16 protein-coding genes are annotated in these 15,064 nt (G+C 60.2%); 9 read left to right on the top strand and 7 right to left on the bottom strand.

Annotated elements, in window-relative coordinates; translation table 11 throughout:
• Window positions 1-567 precede the first annotated feature (567 nt).
• Entirely contained in the window at window positions 568-1,947 is a 1,380-nt protein-coding gene (locus FCL40_RS07150) for a class II fumarate hydratase (protein WP_136852469.1), read from the bottom strand.
• Between the two features lie 275 nt (window positions 1,948-2,222).
• On the opposite strand from FCL40_RS07150, the gene FCL40_RS07145 reads away from it, so the two are divergent.
• Both FCL40_RS07145 and FCL40_RS07140 read left to right on the top strand, forming a co-directional pair.
• A complete protein-coding gene (locus FCL40_RS07145; RefSeq protein ID WP_136852468.1) occupies window positions 2,223-2,771 on the top strand; it encodes an isochorismatase family protein in 549 nt (182 codons plus the stop codon).
• 73 nt (window positions 2,772-2,844) lie between these two features.
• A complete protein-coding gene (locus tag FCL40_RS07140) occupies window positions 2,845-3,609 on the top strand; it encodes an alpha/beta hydrolase (protein ID WP_136852467.1) in 765 nt (254 codons plus the stop codon).
• 3 nt (window positions 3,610-3,612) lie between these two features.
• Here the strand turns inward: FCL40_RS07140 and FCL40_RS07135 are convergent, their stop codons facing one another.
• Window positions 3,613-4,560 carry a carbon-nitrogen hydrolase family protein gene (locus FCL40_RS07135; RefSeq protein WP_136852466.1) on the bottom strand — a complete coding sequence of 316 codons (948 nt, stop codon included), beginning with the start codon at window positions 4,558-4,560 and terminating at the stop codon, window positions 3,613-3,615.
• 231 nt (window positions 4,561-4,791) lie between these two features.
• Between FCL40_RS07135 and FCL40_RS07130 the strand changes: the two genes are divergently transcribed.
• From FCL40_RS07130 to FCL40_RS07105, 6 genes are all read left to right on the top strand, one after another.
• Window positions 4,792-5,178 (top strand): DUF2784 domain-containing protein, encoded by a 387-nt coding sequence (locus FCL40_RS07130; protein ID WP_136852465.1) that lies wholly within the window; start codon window positions 4,792-4,794, stop codon window positions 5,176-5,178.
• Window positions 5,179-5,442: 264 nt separating this feature from the next.
• Entirely contained in the window at window positions 5,443-6,039 is a 597-nt protein-coding gene (locus FCL40_RS07125) for a GTP cyclohydrolase II (protein WP_136852464.1), read from the top strand.
• 240 nt (window positions 6,040-6,279) lie between these two features.
• Window positions 6,280-6,735 (top strand): xanthine phosphoribosyltransferase, encoded by a 456-nt coding sequence (gene gpt, locus FCL40_RS07120; protein ID WP_136852463.1) that lies wholly within the window; start codon window positions 6,280-6,282, stop codon window positions 6,733-6,735.
• Between the two features lie 227 nt (window positions 6,736-6,962).
• The gene (locus tag FCL40_RS07115; protein WP_028109453.1) at window positions 6,963-7,382 is read left to right on the top strand and encodes a rubrerythrin family protein; all 420 of its coding nucleotides are present in this window, start codon (window positions 6,963-6,965) and stop codon (window positions 7,380-7,382) included.
• Window positions 7,383-7,396: 14 nt separating this feature from the next.
• Entirely contained in the window at window positions 7,397-8,725 is a 1,329-nt protein-coding gene (locus FCL40_RS07110; RefSeq protein ID WP_136852462.1) for a heterodisulfide reductase-related iron-sulfur binding cluster, read from the top strand.
• A gap of 8 nt (window positions 8,726-8,733) precedes the next feature.
• Entirely contained in the window at window positions 8,734-9,333 is a 600-nt protein-coding gene (locus tag FCL40_RS07105) for a DUF3501 family protein (RefSeq protein ID WP_136852461.1), read from the top strand.
• A gap of 46 nt (window positions 9,334-9,379) precedes the next feature.
• On the opposite strand, the gene FCL40_RS07100 is transcribed toward FCL40_RS07105, so the two are convergent.
• A complete protein-coding gene (locus FCL40_RS07100; RefSeq protein ID WP_136852460.1) occupies window positions 9,380-10,018 on the bottom strand; it encodes a TetR/AcrR family transcriptional regulator in 639 nt (212 codons plus the stop codon).
• A 110-nt stretch (window positions 10,019-10,128) separates the two neighbouring features.
• On the opposite strand from FCL40_RS07100, the gene FCL40_RS07095 reads away from it, so the two are divergent.
• Window positions 10,129-10,989: a LysR family transcriptional regulator gene (locus tag FCL40_RS07095; protein ID WP_136852459.1), complete on the top strand. Its 861-nt coding sequence runs from the start codon at window positions 10,129-10,131 to the stop codon at window positions 10,987-10,989.
• A gap of 72 nt (window positions 10,990-11,061) precedes the next feature.
• Here FCL40_RS07095 and FCL40_RS07090 read toward each other — a convergent pair whose 3' ends face one another.
• The 4 genes from FCL40_RS07090 to FCL40_RS07075 all read right to left on the bottom strand — a co-directional run bounded on the left by FCL40_RS07090 (window position 11,062) and on the right by FCL40_RS07075 (window position 15,056).
• Window positions 11,062-11,688, bottom strand: coding sequence for a hypothetical protein (locus FCL40_RS07090; RefSeq protein ID WP_136852458.1), 627 nt, complete (start codon window positions 11,686-11,688; stop codon window positions 11,062-11,064).
• Between the two features lie 327 nt (window positions 11,689-12,015).
• Window positions 12,016-13,131, bottom strand: coding sequence for a hypothetical protein (locus tag FCL40_RS07085; protein WP_136852457.1), 1,116 nt, complete (start codon window positions 13,129-13,131; stop codon window positions 12,016-12,018).
• Window positions 13,132-13,267: 136 nt separating this feature from the next.
• Window positions 13,268-14,524, bottom strand: coding sequence for a cupin domain-containing protein (locus tag FCL40_RS07080; protein WP_136852456.1), 1,257 nt, complete (start codon window positions 14,522-14,524; stop codon window positions 13,268-13,270).
• A gap of 130 nt (window positions 14,525-14,654) precedes the next feature.
• Window positions 14,655-15,056 (bottom strand): cytochrome c3 family protein, encoded by a 402-nt coding sequence (locus FCL40_RS07075; protein WP_324614067.1) that lies wholly within the window; start codon window positions 15,054-15,056, stop codon window positions 14,655-14,657.
• Between the last annotated feature and the right edge of the window lie 8 nt (window positions 15,057-15,064).

Genomic DNA, 15,064 nt, shown 5'->3' with positions numbered 1-15,064 from the left:
CGACAACAAGATAAATCTGATCACTGAATTAACACTCGGGCGAATAAAAAACAAACAACCAAGGTGCGAAATAATAAGATACCTATACTGTGCACCATTATATTTTAGCCGCACGTCATACCTGAACCGTTATCGGTCGATTCCCCTTGGTTATCAGAAACCATCACGATCACGAAACCCGCGCCAGACAGGGGTTCGCCACTTCGGCTCACCGTTGCCGGGCGGAGCGTAATTAACCCTCCCCGCAAAGCGGCGGCACCATTAACCCTAGATGAAAAGAAAAAATACGCCCCTGTTTGTCCACGCCACAGGGTCACCGGCGACAAGGTGTCATGTTGCCGAAATTTTTAATTCGAGGACGCAAAGTTCGATCAGTAACAATGAACATCAACAGGTTTAAAAAATGGCGCCGGCAAAATTCGCATTATTTTCACCACAGCTCCACCCCATTGGCCAACTGAGGCCAAATTAATGGCCTTACGCCAGCCTCGAACCGCCTCAGCGCGGCCAGCCCCACCGGGGGGTCAGTGGGGAACAGCAGCGGTAACCGGCCCCGGGCCACCTGAGTCAGAGGCCGCCCCGGGTCAGCCTGGCCGGGTCCAGCAGCCGGGTCAGCTCCTCGGTGGACAGATCGGTGTGCTCGGCCGCCACCTCGATGATCGGACGCCCCTGCTGGTAGGCCAGCTTGGCGATCTCCGCCGCCTTGAGGTAGCCGATGACCGGATTGAGGGCGGTGACCAGTATTGGGTTTCTGGCCAGGGCCTGCTGCAGTTGTCCCTGATTCACCCTGAAACCGGCGATGGCCTTGTCGGCCAGCAGCCCGCTGACGTTGGCCAGCAGGGCGATGCTCTCCAGCAGATTGTGGGCGAGCAGCGGCAACATCACGTTGAGCTCGAAGTTGCCGGACTGGCCGCCAATGGTGATGGCGGTGTCGTTGCCCATCACCTGGGCCGCCACCATGGCGGCGGCCTCCGGCACCACCGGATTGACCTTGCCGGGCATGATCGAGGATCCGGGCTGCAGCGCCTCCAGCTCGATCTCCCCCAGTCCCGCCAGTGGACCAGAGTTCATCCAGCGCAGGTCGTTGGCGATCTTCATTATCGCCACCGCAGTGGCCTTCAACTGGCCGGAGAGGGCCACCACCTGTTCCTGGGCGCCGATGTGACTGAAGAAGTTGTCCGCCGGGCGAAACGCCATGCCGCTGTCGGCGTTGAGCGCCTGGCAAAAGCGTTCGGCGAACTGCGGGTGGGCGTTGATGCCGGTGCCGACGGCGGTCCCCCCCTGGGCCAGGGCCTGCAGCCCAGGCAGCGCCTGCTGCAGCCGCTGCCTGCTCAGCTCAATCTGGCTGGCCCAGCCCCCCAAGCTTTGCCCCAAGCTCACCGGCATGGCGTCCATCAAATGGGTGCGGCCGGTCTTGATGTGGTGTCCCACCTTGGCCGCCTTGTCGTTAATCGTTTGCTGAAGGTGGGTCAGCGCCGGCAACAGGACGTCGCGAACCTCGAGGCTGGCGCTGATGTGGATAACGGAGGGGATGATGTCGTTGCTGCTCTGGCCGCAGTTGACGTGGTCGTTGGGGCTGACCGGCCGGCCGAGGATACGACCGGCGAGGGTGGCCAGCACCTCGTTGGCGTTCATGTTGGAGCTGGTGCCGGACCCGGTCTGGAAGATGTCCACCGGGAAGTGGCTCATCAGCGCCGGATCCCGCTGCAGTTGCTGACTGGCCTGGACGATCGCCTCGACCATGGGGACCGGCAGCTGCCCCAGCTCGCCGTTGGCCTGTGCGGCGGCCGCCTTGGCCTTGAGCAGGGCCAGGACGAAGGGCTCGGGCATCCCCCGGCCACTGATGGGAAAGTTGTTGACCGCCCTCTGGGTCTGGGCCCCGTACAGTGCCGACTTCGGCACCTTCAGTTCACCCATGCTGTCTTTTTCGATACGGGTTGCGGCCATGATGATCTCCTTATGATTTGTCACCGCAGCTCTGATAACCGTAGAAGCTGAGCAGGAAGACGCGAGGAGGAATGCAAACTCCCGCTGTCATGCCTGCCCCCCTTCTTCAACCCGGCATTCCATCCTGTCTGAGAGACACTGGATTGCCGCATTCACGGGAATGGCCCTCATCCCGCCTCCCCGGCACAGGCCGGGGGCCAACGGCTTTACCTCTCCAAGTTGCTCATTAACAACCATACTTATCCTAGACGCACGAACTTATCGCGGGAGGGAGTATGTTAGAGCAATCGCGGTGCGGACTGTTGGTGGTCGATATGCAGGGTTCGCTGGCCAGACAGATACTGGACAGCGACCGGGTGATCGCCAACGTCAGACTGATGATTAAGTCGGCGGAGATACTGGAGATGCCGGTGGTCACCCTTGAGCAGTACCCCAAGGGGCTGGGCCCCACCGTGGACGAACTGCAGCAGCAGCTGTTCGAGGAGCCCAGGCGCAAAACCAGCTTCAACGGCATCCAGCATGAGGCTATCGAGAAAGCCCTGCTGGACACCGACCGCAGACAGTGGCTGGTATGCGGCATCGAGTCCCACATCGGCGTCTACCAGACCACCATGGGGCTGCTGGGCGCCGGATTCGAGGCGGAGGTGATCGCCGATGGGGTCTCGGCCCGCCATCCCATCGACACCCAGGTGGCGCTGGAGAAGTGTCGCAGCCAGGGGGCCGGCATCACCACGGTGGAGATGTGCCTCTATGAGTTGATGGCCACCTCCCTCAATGAACATTTCAGGGAGATACTGCCGCTGATCAAGGCCCATCAGGGCTGATGGGCTGCGACAGGGTGATGGGCGCCGATGCGCCGCACACGGGGAACCTCGCAGTTCAGCAAGGGAACAGTGGATGAAACAGTTGCTGCTTAGCCTGGGACTTGGGTACCTGCTGCTGTGCCTCTGCCTGTTCATGGTGCAGCGCCGGTTCCAGTACTTCCCCACCCCGGCGCTCACCCTGCCAGGGGCTGACCAGGTCAGCTTCCGGCACGGCGACCTGGTCCTGCGCGGCTACGTCGCCAACCCAGGTCAGGCCAAGGCCCTGCTCTACTTTGGCGGCAACGGCGAACAGGTGGAACAGAACCTGGTCCAGTTCCGCCAATGGTTTCCCCATCACAGCGTCTACCTGATCCCCTACCGGGGCTATGGCAACAGCGACGGCACCCCGTCGGAGGCGGGCATCGTCCAGGATGCCCTGTTCCTGTTCGACCAACTGAACCGGTCACACCGGGCGGTGGCGGTCATGGGCCGCAGCCTGGGCGCGGCGGTGGCCGTGCAGGTGGCGGCCCACAAGCCGGTGGAGCGGGTGGTGCTGATCACCCCGTTCGACAGCGCGCTGAACATCGCCCGCAGCCTCTATTGGATGTTTCCCCTGTCGCTGCTGATGCGAGACCCCTACCAGGCGGCCGCCCTGGCGCCGTTGATCCAGGCGCCCAGCTATGTGGTCATCGCCGCCCAGGATGAGGTGGTCCCTGCGGAGCGGACCCAGGCGATGGTGGAGGCCCTGGCCCCCAGCCTGCGCTGGTCCAGGGTGATCCAGGGTGCCGGGCACAACACCCTGTCGATGTTTCCCGACTACGGCCACACCCTGCAACGGGCGATCAACGGCGAAGGGTGACGCCTACTCGCCGTCATCCAGCAGGGACAGCGGCGGCCGCGGGCGTCGGTCCACCTTCAGGTTGAACAGATCGGGACGGTGGTAGTGACCACTGACGTCCAGCGCCTTGCGGGAATCGGCCGCCGCCTGGATGTCGATGTCGGCGTAGAGGATCCCCTTGTCGCGATGCAGCGGCCCGGCGTGGATGCCGCCAAAGGGTTTGACGATCACCGCGTCGCCGCTGTTGATCCACTCATCATCCTGAAACAGCGTGTTCCGCTCAGGAAAATCCGCAGGAACGTCCCGGCCCTCAAGGGCAGTGGCAGTGCTCATCACCCAGCATCCGCCCTCCCGGGCGATGTGGTTCATCGACGCCAACCAGGTGTCGCCACAGTCCCAAGTGGGGGCCAGGTAGATATCCAGCCCCTGCGCATACAGGGCGAAGCGGGCCAGGGGCATATAGCTCTCCCAACAGATGAGACCGCCGATACGACCGACCGCGGTCTGCACCACCCGAAGGCCACTGGCGTCGCCGCAGCCCCAGACCATCCGCTCGGGGTTGGTCGGCATCAGCTTTCGGTGACGATTAACCAGGGCGCCGTCGGCATCGATCACCACCAAGGTGTTGAACAGGGTGGAGCCGCTGAATTCGGCGTCCACCTCATTCATGCCGATCACTACCACCATGCCATGATCGGCGGCGGCCCTGCGCACCGGGTCCAAGTCGCCGGCGGCGATGTCGACCGAGTTGCGTCTCAGCTGGCTGTGGATCCGGTTACCCAGGGCCATGTCACCGCCGGGGCGCAAGCGCCAGATCCAGGTGGGGTAGCCCGGAAGGTAGGCCTCGGGAAACAGCAGCAGCTTGGCTCCGGCCGCCGCCGCCTCCTCGATCACCTCCACCGCCCGCGCCAGCGAAGCCGGCAGGTCCAGCAACACTGGGGGCTTTTGGGATATGGCTACACAGACGCTCATCTCACCCTCTGACGGTGTTCAGACAATGCCCTAACCCTAGTTCAAAGCAAAGGGAGCACAAGGGCTGCCGAACGGCTTACCCAAACCACCCGCCCTGCAACAGTCGCCGAACGAAAGACAATAACTCGAGACTATCGAGCCATCAATAGAAGAAAACTCGGTTCAGGAACAGTGTACAGCCCCCCTGAACCGGCAGTAGGATGGAGCGGTGTTACGGCAAGGACTTGAGTGATGCTCTACCATCTGGCGGCAGAGGCGGTGCTGGTGACCCATCTGTTGTTTATCCTGTTTGCGCTGTTTGGCGCCCTGCTTGGGCTGTGGCAACGCTGGCTGTTGTGGCTGCACCTGCCCGCGGCGGTGTGGGCCATCGTGGTGGGCTACATGGGCTGGATCTGTCCGCTGACGCCCCTGGAGAACCACCTGCGCAACGCCGCCGGCGAACAGGGCTTGGACAACGGGTTTATCGAGCACTACCTGTTGCCCATCATCTATCCCCAGGGGGCCGACCTGGACCTGCAGATGCTGTTCGGCAGTGTCGCCCTGACGGCCAACCTACTGCTCTATGCCCTGGTGCTGTATCGCCTCTACCGGGCCAAGGTGTCTGCACCTCACCAATAATTTCTATCGCGCGGAAGCAAAATTAACATCTCAACAACACCCGATGACCAGTGATTCCAATCAGCCAGGCGTCAAAACCAGGTCAAATTCACTGGGTGCCGGTTCCAACTCGCGCACCAGCTCGCAATTCTTGAGCCCTGAACCCGGACATTATTGTCTTTTGCCGGGCTCGTTGCTACCCTGTCGGCCCCTCTCGGCAGGGCCGGGCAGGGGTTCACGGCGGCATTTGGCCGTGATGTCGGATTTGAAGTTGGAGAGACACAGATGATTAAGGTTAGGCAAACGGTTCCACTGAAAGTGGGCAGGTCACAGGTGGAGGCGGAGCTCAGCTCCTTTCACGGCCTGGAATCAGGCAAGGAGCATGTAGCCATGCGCTTCGCCGGAACCACTCCTGCCAGCGGCGCCCCCTTGGTGCGGATGCACTCCGAATGCCTGACCGGTGACGTGTTCCACTCCTCCCGCTGCGACTGTGGCGAACAGCTAAACGAAGCCATCGAGCGCCTGCACCTGTCCGGTGGCGTGCTGCTTTATCTGCGCCAGGAGGGTCGCGGCATTGGCCTGTACAACAAGCTGGACGCCTACGCCCTTCAGGATACCGGACTCAACACCTACGAAGCCAACGTCAAGCTGGGCTTCGGTGAGGACCAGCGCGACTTTGCCGAGGCCGCCGGCATGCTCAAGGCGATGGGCATCGAGCGCATCCGCCTGATCACCAACAACCCCCGCAAGGTGAAGCAGTTGACCGACTACGGCATCGAGGTGGAGGCCATGGTCCACACCAGCGTCCACATGAAACCGGGTAACGAGTCCTACCTGAAGACCAAGAAGAACCACGGCAACCATCAGCTGGCCATCGACTGACCCCGCTGTCGGCTGCCCCGCGCAGCCGGCGTTGCCCCTGGCCCCCTTCGGCGATTCGCGGCTCGGCCGCCCACAGCAGCGGGCGATCGCCACGTCTCTTTTGTCCAAAATCATCTTTTTTTCCAAAGAGATTAAATTTCCCTGTTCCCGCCTGGGGGTTTTGGATAGAATCGCCGCCCAATAAATTTTCATAAGTGTTTTCAGCGACGCTTTTCGCTGTCTTATCGAGGTTATTGGATCATGAGTAACAAGTTCGTCATTACCTGGGACAACATGCAGATGTATACCCGCCAGCTTGCCGAGCGCCTTCTGCCCGCCGACCAGTGGCAAGGGATCATCGCCGTGAGCCGAGGTGGACTTGTTCCCTCCGCCATCCTCGCCCGTGAACTGGGCATCCGCCATGTCGATACCGTGTGTATCTCCAGCTACGACCACAGCCATCAGCGTGACCTGACCATCCTCAAGCAAGCGCCCGGTGATGGCAAAGGCTTCATCGTTATCGACGATCTGGTGGATACCGGCGGCACCGCCGAAGTGATTCGCCAGCTCTACCCCAAGGCCAAGTTTGTCACCGTCTGTGCCAAGCCCGCCGGCAAGCACCTGGTGGACGACTATGTGGTCGACATCCCCCAGGATACCTGGATCGAGCAGCCGTGGGATATGGCGGTGACCTTTGTGGAACCCCTGTCCAAGTAACCCCTTCGGGGCGAGGGCCTGGATCTCGCCCCAACCAGCTAATCTTCAAGCCCTTTCTTTCCCACCAAAGCCCCACGTCAGCCAGATCATCCAGATATGCGATATATCCAATCTATTTAATCCATCATTCCAGGTTGGTGTAACGGTTTTCCCTTAACTACCTTTTGCTGATATGGCTGCGCCCATCGCGCACCCTGCCCCCCTCTACCAACAGCGAGGATCAGCAGATGTCACTGAAAGGCTCAAAAACCGAACAGAATCTTAAAGACGCATTCGCCGGTGAATCCCAGGCCAACCGCCGCTACCTCTACTTCGCCGCCAAGGCCGACGTCGAGGGCTACAACGACGTTGCCGCGGTGTTCCGTTCCACCGCCGAGGGGGAAACCGGCCACGCCCATGGCCATCTGGAGTATCTGGAGGAGGTGGGCGATCCTGCCACCGGACTGCCCATCGGCGGCACCTCGGATAACCTCAAGGCCGCCATCGCCGGCGAAACCCACGAGTACACCGACATGTATCCCGGCATGGCCAAGACCGCCAGGGATGAGGGCTTTGATGAGGTGGCCGACTGGTTTGAGACCCTGGCCAAGGCGGAGCGCAGCCACGCCAACCGGTTCCAGAAAGCCCTGGATAATCTGGACGACTGAAACGGGAGGCATCAATGGCCCACAGGGAAGGCAGTCTCGAGGCCCCCACGCGCCACCCTCTGGAGTGGCGACGGCCCGAGTTTTATGATCGCGGCGAGCTGAACAAGGAGCTGGAGCGGGTGTTCGGTGTCTGTCACGGATGCCGGCGCTGCGTTAGCCTGTGTCACGCCTTCCCTACCCTGTTTGACCTGGTGGACGAGTCGGACACCATGGAGGTGGACGGGGTCGACAAGGCCGACTACGCCCAGGTGGTGGACCACTGCTACCTGTGCGATCTCTGCTACCTGACCAAGTGTCCCTATGTGCCGCCCCATGAGTGGAACATCGATTTCCCCCACCTGATGCTGAGGGCTAAGGCGGTGCAGTTTCACGAGCGAGGAGGCCGCTTCCGGGACAAGCTGCTCACCAGCACCACCGTCGTCGGACGCCTCGCCTCTCTGCCCGGAGTGAACGCCTTGGTCAACGCCCTCAACGACTCATCTGGCTTCCGAAACCAGTTGGAGTCCACCCTGGGCATTCACCACCAGGCGCCGCTGCCCAGATACCACAGCAAAACCATTCGCCAGCGCACCCGGCCCATTCAGGAGATGATAGCTCCGGTTGCCGCCGGGGAAACCACCGGCAAGGTGGCGCTGTTTGCCACCTGTTACGGCAACTACAACGCCCCCCACCTGGGTGAGGATCTCTACAAGGTGTTCCAGCACAACGGCATCCACATCGAACTGGTGCCGGGCAACCACTGCTGCGGCATGCCCAAGCTGGAGCTGGGCGACCTGGAGGCGGTGCAGACGTTGATGGAGAAGAGCCTGCCAGTGCTGACTGAGATGGTGGATGAGGGGTTCGACATCATCGCCCCGGTGCCCTCCTGCGTGCTGATGTTCAAGCAGGAGCTGCCGCTGATGTTTCCCGAGGACCACGCCCTGGCCCGGGTCCAGCGCGCCTTCTTCGACCCCTTCGAGTACCTGGCGATGCGTCACAAGGCGGGACTGCTGAACACCGAGTTTGCCCACCCCCTGGGCAAGGTCTCCTACCAGGTGGCGTGTCACCAGAGGGTGCAGCGCATCGGCATGAAGACCAAGGAGGTGCTGAGCCTGATCCCCGGCAGCGACATCAGCGCCATTGAGCGCTGCTCCGGTCACGACGGCACCTATGCGGTCAAGGAGGAAACCCACGCCAATGCGGTGAAGATCGCCCGCCCGGTGGTGCGCAAACTCAACCAGCTCGAGGGGGACCACCTGGTGAGCGACTGCCCCATGGCCGCCACCCACCTGGCCAGCCTGACCGAAGGCGAGGCCCAGGCCACCCACCCGATCACCCTGTTGCGACAGGCCTACGGACTATAGGAGATCTCATGAGCAAGTTGACCCGACGCCAACTCTGGTCCCTGGAGGAGTACGCCGAGCAGCGGGACGCCTTCCGTCACCAGGTGATGCAGCATAAGCGGCTCCGGCAGCTGACCCTGGGGGATCACGTACGCCTGCTCTTCGAGGATGAGGTGACCATTCGCTACCAGGTGCAGGAGATGTTGCGTATCGAACGCATCTTCGAGGGGCCGGCCATCCAGGAGGAGCTGGACGCCTACAACCCGCTGATCCCCGACGGTACCAACCTGAAGGCCACCATGATGCTGGAGTACCCCGATGTGGCCGAGCGCCACCGCCGCCTGGCACAACTGGCAGGCATCGAACACCGGGTGTGGCTGCAGGTGGGAGAGGAGTGGTGCTGCTACGCCATTGCCGACGAGGATCTGGAGCGCAGCGACCAGCACAAAACCTCCAGTGTCCACTTCCTGAGGTTCGAGCTGGCGCCGGAAGCGATCCTGGAGCTGAAACAAGGCGCGCCGATGATGATCGGCATCGATCATCCCAAGATGGACACCGGGCCCCTGGCGGTGCCGGGTCCCATTCGCGAGGCGTTGGCCGAGGACCTGGCGATCCCCTACGCCAGCTGAGTCCTACGCACTCTGGACTCAGCCCCAGCCAACGGCAGTCTGGCTACTAGGCCGCTTGACGCATCTGGTCAAGCCACTGACCCAGCTCTTCCCGGGTGGGGATGCGCTTGTCGGAGTGACCCATCAACTGGGTCAGGGCGTAGCAGTACTGGTGGTAGATTCCCAGGTCACTGCATTCGATGTCGCCATCATCAATGTTGATCAGGCTGCCGCGAACGAAGCTGCGCACCAGGGTGCCCCGGTCGTAGCCCTCCACCGGGCCGATGGCGTCCATCACCCTCTGGTTCCAGTCGTTGTAATCGGCAAACGCCTTGTTGAACGCCGCCCGGTAGTAATCGCCCGCCTGGTCGAGAATCTCGGAGTTGGGCATCACTCGGGAGATGACGAAGCGGTGGTTACACAGCACTTCACGCATCCGCCAGCAGTGGTGATAGAGAAACAGGTGCAGCGGGGAGGCGTGGACCTTCTGCTCCTCCTGGGCCTGAGCCAGGAAATCGCGAAACTCCGCCGTGGCCACCGCCACCACCAGGTCCGCCTCGGTGGGGAAGTGGTTGTAGACGGTCCCCTTGGAGATCTGGCTGGCCTTGACCAGGTGGGAGCGGCAAAGGTCGAAGGTCTTGTGTCCCCTCAGGCAGCGCTGCGCCACGGTTACCAGGTAGTTTGCCCTCTGCTCCCAGCTGCTCATCACTGACTCCAAAATCTCTGTTGCATGAATTCACACTCTCAAGGTAGCAGCCTTTGTCGCAAGGGAATATTGAGTAATACTTGGAGCATCATTAGCAGAGTGAATACCCCATGCTCAAAGTCGAACTTTTGGAGAGTTTCATCGCCGTTGCCGAGTCCGGCAACATGTCCAAGGCGGCCGAAAAGGTGTGCCGGACCCAATCGGCGCTGAGTCTGCAGATCAAGAAGCTCGAGGAGAGCGTCGGCCAGGTGTTGCTGGAGCGGGATAACCGCGGCGTCACCCTCACCGAGTCGGGGGAGAAACTGCTCAACTACGCCTACAAGATGGTGCAGCTGAATATGCAGGCGCTGGATGACCTCAAGGAGGAGACCAAACAGGTCATCCGTCTGGGAGTGCCCACCGACTACGTCAAGTGGTACCTGGAGTCTGGCCTGATTGAGTTCATTCGCGAGTTTACCAACCTGCAGTTGGTGATCGACACCGACGTGTCCGGCAACCTGTTCAAGCGCCTCGGCAACGGCGAGTTTGACGCCATCATCGCCACCCACTGGCACCCCCAGGCCCATGGAGAACTGCTGTTTGAACGCCGCTTTGTCTGGGCCGCCGCCAAGAACGGCAACGCTCACCAGCGCGGCACCATCCCCATGGCGCTGTATCCGGAGAACTGCCCCATCCGCGCCCAGGTGTTCGCCAACCACAACATCTCCATGCGCCCCATCAATGTGCTGCTCTCCACCCCCTCGCCCCAGGCGCTGTGCATGGCGGTCGAGGACGATCTGTGCATCGCCCCCGTTGCCGAGTTCCGCATCAGTGACAAAATGCAGGTATTGGATGCCGAAGAGCACAAGCTGCCCAAGTTGCCGATGTTCAACGAATCCTTCTACGTCAACCCCTCCGCCGAAACCGAGGCATTGGAGCAGCTGCGCGGTCTGCTTAAAGCCAACCTGAACAAGATGGTGATTCAGCCCTGAGCGCCAATGAGATCATTGCGAAGGGGCAGTGGCGACACTGGCCCCTTTTTCATGGAGAAAGGGTGTCTGTGATCAGCCGCTGACCGCCAGGGTGCTCTCATAGGGATCGGCGGCCGAGAAATCACTGATCCGCCACTGCTGAAGCTCCTCGTCAGAGGGGCGGCCATCGGGCTCGATCTCCAGCAGCTTGCCGATGCCATCCACCAGAGCACGGTATCCCTCGCTGGAGTGATCCCCGTGAAGCTCCATCACCAGCAGATGACCCTCTACCACCCATTGATAGAGCCCCATAGCATCCCCCAGACTCATCGATGCCCAGGGCTTAAGCTGGTTAACCAAGTAGTCTTCGTAGTTGGCCAGTGCCCGCAGATAACGCCTGGAAAACTCCTTGCCGGCGGAGAAGAGCGCTGCCTCGCATGGCACCAGCTTTTCCGGCCCAATGCGTCCCATCACCTTGGCCTCGTAGACTTTCCAGCAGGCATGATACAGCAGGGCCTTGGCCGGATGCCGATGGAACCGGACCGAGTACTCCAGATGCTTGAAACTGGTGTAGAACTCGCTCTCGGCGATAGAGAGCCGCAGATCGCTGTCGCAAGGGAACAGGGATCGTACCTGGCATTCGGACACGCCACTTCGACGCCCCAACTCCTGGCGGCAGAGGGTGTACTCCCCCTGCCCCCGAATCAGTTCACGTGCCACATTGCACAACGCTCGCCTCTCTCTTACCCCTGATAACATTCCTCTCCCCATTCAATCGGCAACACTCCGCCTTCGCATCATCACCCCTTTCGGGCGCACCATTAATGGGGCCAACCTTAACCAAAGAACCACTTCCAAAAAAAAGCCCAGACCACGTTTTAGCCAATTGCGGCTCAGCAGGTGCAGAACAAAAAAAAGCCCCCACAGATGTGGGGGCCGCCTAAGCAAAAAGACACGATGCCTCATAGTCGTTAAGCAGGGAGACGATGATGAAACTCTGGCCTCGTGCCTGTTCCCGGGGCGATGCAGGCACCGCCCCGGGCTCTCTTAGAAATAGTAACCGAAGTTGATGTTGATGCGGTTGTCCCAGCCGCTGTCGGTCTGAGCCAGGCCGACGTGATCGTTGACACCGGCGGCGTACATGTTTTCACCGGCAATGAAGTCGATGTAGGTGTAGGTGGGTCCGGCGGAGATGGCCATGCCGGTCACATTCATCAGGCTATCATCAAAGCTGGCATCATCGGTGTCCGGCGTCAGGGTGCCGAAATCGTTGTAGACGGTGATGCTGCCCCAGGAGGTGGGGAAACTCTTGGCCAGGTTCACCGAGTAGATCTGGGCTTTCGAAGCCACTTCGTACTGCCAGGCGTAGGCGGATACGGCAATCTTGTTGGCGTCCACCGGGCTATCGGCGTCGTACTCGTACTGCATCGCTTGCAGCTGCAGTTTCCAGTCGCCGTACTTGGCGTCCAGGTGCAGGGCCACGGCGTAACGGTCACCGTTGTCACCGGTCTTGCCATTGTAGATCTGGCCCCACTCCAGGGAGCCTCCGATGGTGGCGCTGCCACCATCGTAATCCATAACGTAGACTTGGCGCAGGTTCAGCTGATTGGTCTCCTCGTTGCTGTACTCGGTGCCGTTCACGATGCCCTGGTACAGGTCGGTGGAGTAGCGCTCATTGCGGGAAGCGCTGTACTCGGCGCCCTTGAAGGCTCCGATGTCGGTCTTCCAGCTGCCACCGTCGTAGTGGAAGGTGGCGCCCATGTCGTAGTCATCTTCGAAGCCCAGATAGTAGGGCACTCCGAACCAGAAGCTGTTGGAGATGTAACCTGGGTTACCGAAAGGCACGTTGGTCAGGCCGAAACGGCCCTGCCACTGGTCGTTAAAGTCGTAGTAGGCGTAGGCGTAGCGCAGACTCTCCCAGCCGTCGAAGAAACGGTACTCGGCCGCCAGGCCGATGCCGTTCATCTCACCTTTGAATTTCAGGGCCAGCATATCGAACTTGAAGTCGCCCATCTTGTCTTTGGAGGCGTCGCTGTAGCTCTTGTACTGGTAGTTGGCGCGAACGGTGCCGCCCACATCGATACCATCTTCCGCCAGTGCCGCGGCGGAGCTGCCCGCCATCATGGCGGCAATGGCCATGGTCAACGCAGTATTGTATTTCATCGTTTCCTGTCCTATTGAATATCAGCAGGACGCAGGTGCCCTGCCCTCTGCGGAGCATGTCGCTAGCCTGGTCCGGAAATTGGCCGCCGAAGCGGCCTTGGAGTCAAGGACCGGTCTGACGCCGGTCCATTTTTTATCAGTACTTGGTCTTGGTCAGGTCGCAGCGGAACTTCTCACCGCGCATCGCCGGGGTGTTGGGACGCTCGGAGGATTCACACAGACGGGTGGTACCATAGTCGTTGCGCTTGTCGTGGGCGTTGGAGCGGGCCCAGACGGTCACGATCGCCTTCTCTTCCGGCTTGGCGTGGCAGTTGGCACCGTTGTAGTTAAACGCGTGGATGGTGTTCTGGTGGAAGTAGGCCAGATCATCGTGCTCGGGAGAGGTGTTGGCCCAGAACCAGGGTTCGTTGGGCATGCCCGCATCAAACTCCACCTCACGAGTGGTGTCGTTTTCGCTGATGGTTTTCACCAACGGGCTGTCCTCACGCACGGCAAAGTTCTGGAACTCGTCGGCACAGGCCGGCTCACGCATGGTGTAGTAGATCTCGGAGATCGCATGGTTGTGGTAGGGGTAGAAGGAGTCGATGCGCTGGGTCACCATGCCCACTTCGGCCCCTACCTTCTCATTGTTGATCTCATCGATGCGCAGCAGGCCCCAGTGACCGAATACTTCGGCGTAGGCGTAGTTGCCACGAGTCTTGGTGAAGTTACGCTTGTTACGCTCGCTGTCCTCGGCGTACATGGGGAACCAGCCCACGGAGGCCCACAGGTTGGGCAGGGCGTTGGCGCTGATGTCGAAGGGGAAGGCACCGGGCAGTTTGATGTCGTCACCGGTCACCATCTTGGCGAAGTTCTTGGTGAACTCGCGACCGTACTCCTTCACCTCTTTGTTGGTGACCTTGTTGTCGAAGAACTCTTCGAAGGTGGTACGCTTGAGCCACTTGGCCACCGGAGAGTTTTTCTCCAGTTCACCACCCGGGCTGTAGATCCAGTTGACGTCCTCGCGGGCGCCGAAACAGGCTTTGGCCTTGTCAGGATTGTTGATCACCGTGTAGATGTGCTTGACCATCAGCTTCATGTCACGACGGTCCATGATGCACATGTATTGGGGACCCTTGAGATCATGGGTGTTGGTCTGGAACATGGTGCGGTCGGAGTTGCGGCAGTTGCCGTCACTGGTGCTCAGCGCCACCGCGTAACCCTCGAGATATTTCAGGGTCTCATCCCACAGCATGTCGACGTATTTCTGATCTTTCTTGGAGTAAGTGGCCGTTTCGCCAAGACATTTGAACTCGGCGTTCATAATCTCGTCTTTGTCCAGGAAATCGGGAATATTCGCTGCCATGGCTGAATTGGCAACCAACAGCCCAGCTATCAAAGCAGAATGCTTCATCATTATTGTCCAGAGATGATTTTAATTTCTTGAAATGAAGCGGACAGAATCGGTTTGCAAAATGACTGGTAAGTCCGTTTTGATTCTGCCCGCTTATTTAGGCTTTATTCTTATTAGTTAAACAGCGTTATTACTGCTTATGCTTGGTGAACTTGAAGGTGTGGCAGTCGTTACACAGGGGCTGCTTGGCTTCGTGCTCGCCGTGACAAACGGTGCAAGGCACCTCTTTGCCATAGTGCAGGTTGTTGTGCGGGTTCTGCCACAGCTCCTCTTCGTCCTTGCGAACGGTCTTCTTCGCCAGCTTGTCCACCTTGTGGCACTTCAGGCAGGCGTCATCCGCAGGGCGGACGGAGGGGGTATCAGTACCGTGACAAACCTTACAGTTATCCTTCTTATAGAAGTTCTGGTGGTAAGTACGACCATCCATCATGCCTTGATCAACCAGGGTAGCACCGGCTTTGACTTCGGCAGAGACGTTCATGCTTGCCAGCAGAGCAGCAGCAGCGGCCAGGGTCATTAACTTTTTCATCATCTAATCCT

It is taken from the genome of Ferrimonas sediminicola, from assembly GCF_005116715.1.
GTDB lineage: Bacteria > Pseudomonadota > Gammaproteobacteria > Enterobacterales > Shewanellaceae > Ferrimonas > Ferrimonas sediminicola.
The sequence above is the reverse complement of the archived record's forward strand: the minus strand, read 5'-3'. Positions and strand labels throughout refer to the sequence as shown.

Excerpts from the sequence above, each read along its gene's own strand:
- FCL40_RS07135 (WP_136852466.1), bottom strand. The coding sequence starts at position 4,560 with ATGAGCGTCTGTGTAGCCATATCCCAAAAGCCCCCAGTGTTGCTGGAC.
- FCL40_RS07100 (WP_136852460.1), bottom strand. The coding sequence starts at position 10,018 with ATGAGCAGCTGGGAGCAGAGGGCAAACTACCTGGTAACCGTGGCGCAG.
- FCL40_RS07130 (WP_136852465.1), top strand. The coding sequence starts at position 4,792 with ATGCTCTACCATCTGGCGGCAGAGGCGGTGCTGGTGACCCATCTGTTG.
- gpt (WP_136852463.1), top strand. The coding sequence starts at position 6,280 with ATGAGTAACAAGTTCGTCATTACCTGGGACAACATGCAGATGTATACC.
- FCL40_RS07085 (WP_136852457.1), bottom strand. The coding sequence starts at position 13,131 with ATGAAATACAATACTGCGTTGACCATGGCCATTGCCGCCATGATGGCG.
- FCL40_RS07105 (WP_136852461.1), top strand. The coding sequence starts at position 8,734 with ATGAGCAAGTTGACCCGACGCCAACTCTGGTCCCTGGAGGAGTACGCC.
- FCL40_RS07150 (WP_136852469.1), bottom strand. The coding sequence starts at position 1,947 with ATGGCCGCAACCCGTATCGAAAAAGACAGCATGGGTGAACTGAAGGTG.
- FCL40_RS07145 (WP_136852468.1), top strand. The coding sequence starts at position 2,223 with ATGTTAGAGCAATCGCGGTGCGGACTGTTGGTGGTCGATATGCAGGGT.
- FCL40_RS07075 (WP_324614067.1), bottom strand. The coding sequence starts at position 15,056 with ATGATGAAAAAGTTAATGACCCTGGCCGCTGCTGCTGCTCTGCTGGCA.
- FCL40_RS07110 (WP_136852462.1), top strand. The coding sequence starts at position 7,397 with ATGGCCCACAGGGAAGGCAGTCTCGAGGCCCCCACGCGCCACCCTCTG.
- FCL40_RS07080 (WP_136852456.1), bottom strand. The coding sequence starts at position 14,524 with ATGAAGCATTCTGCTTTGATAGCTGGGCTGTTGGTTGCCAATTCAGCC.
- FCL40_RS07115 (WP_028109453.1), top strand. The coding sequence starts at position 6,963 with ATGTCACTGAAAGGCTCAAAAACCGAACAGAATCTTAAAGACGCATTC.
- FCL40_RS07140 (WP_136852467.1), top strand. The coding sequence starts at position 2,845 with ATGAAACAGTTGCTGCTTAGCCTGGGACTTGGGTACCTGCTGCTGTGC.
- FCL40_RS07095 (WP_136852459.1), top strand. The coding sequence starts at position 10,129 with ATGCTCAAAGTCGAACTTTTGGAGAGTTTCATCGCCGTTGCCGAGTCC.
- FCL40_RS07125 (WP_136852464.1), top strand. The coding sequence starts at position 5,443 with ATGATTAAGGTTAGGCAAACGGTTCCACTGAAAGTGGGCAGGTCACAG.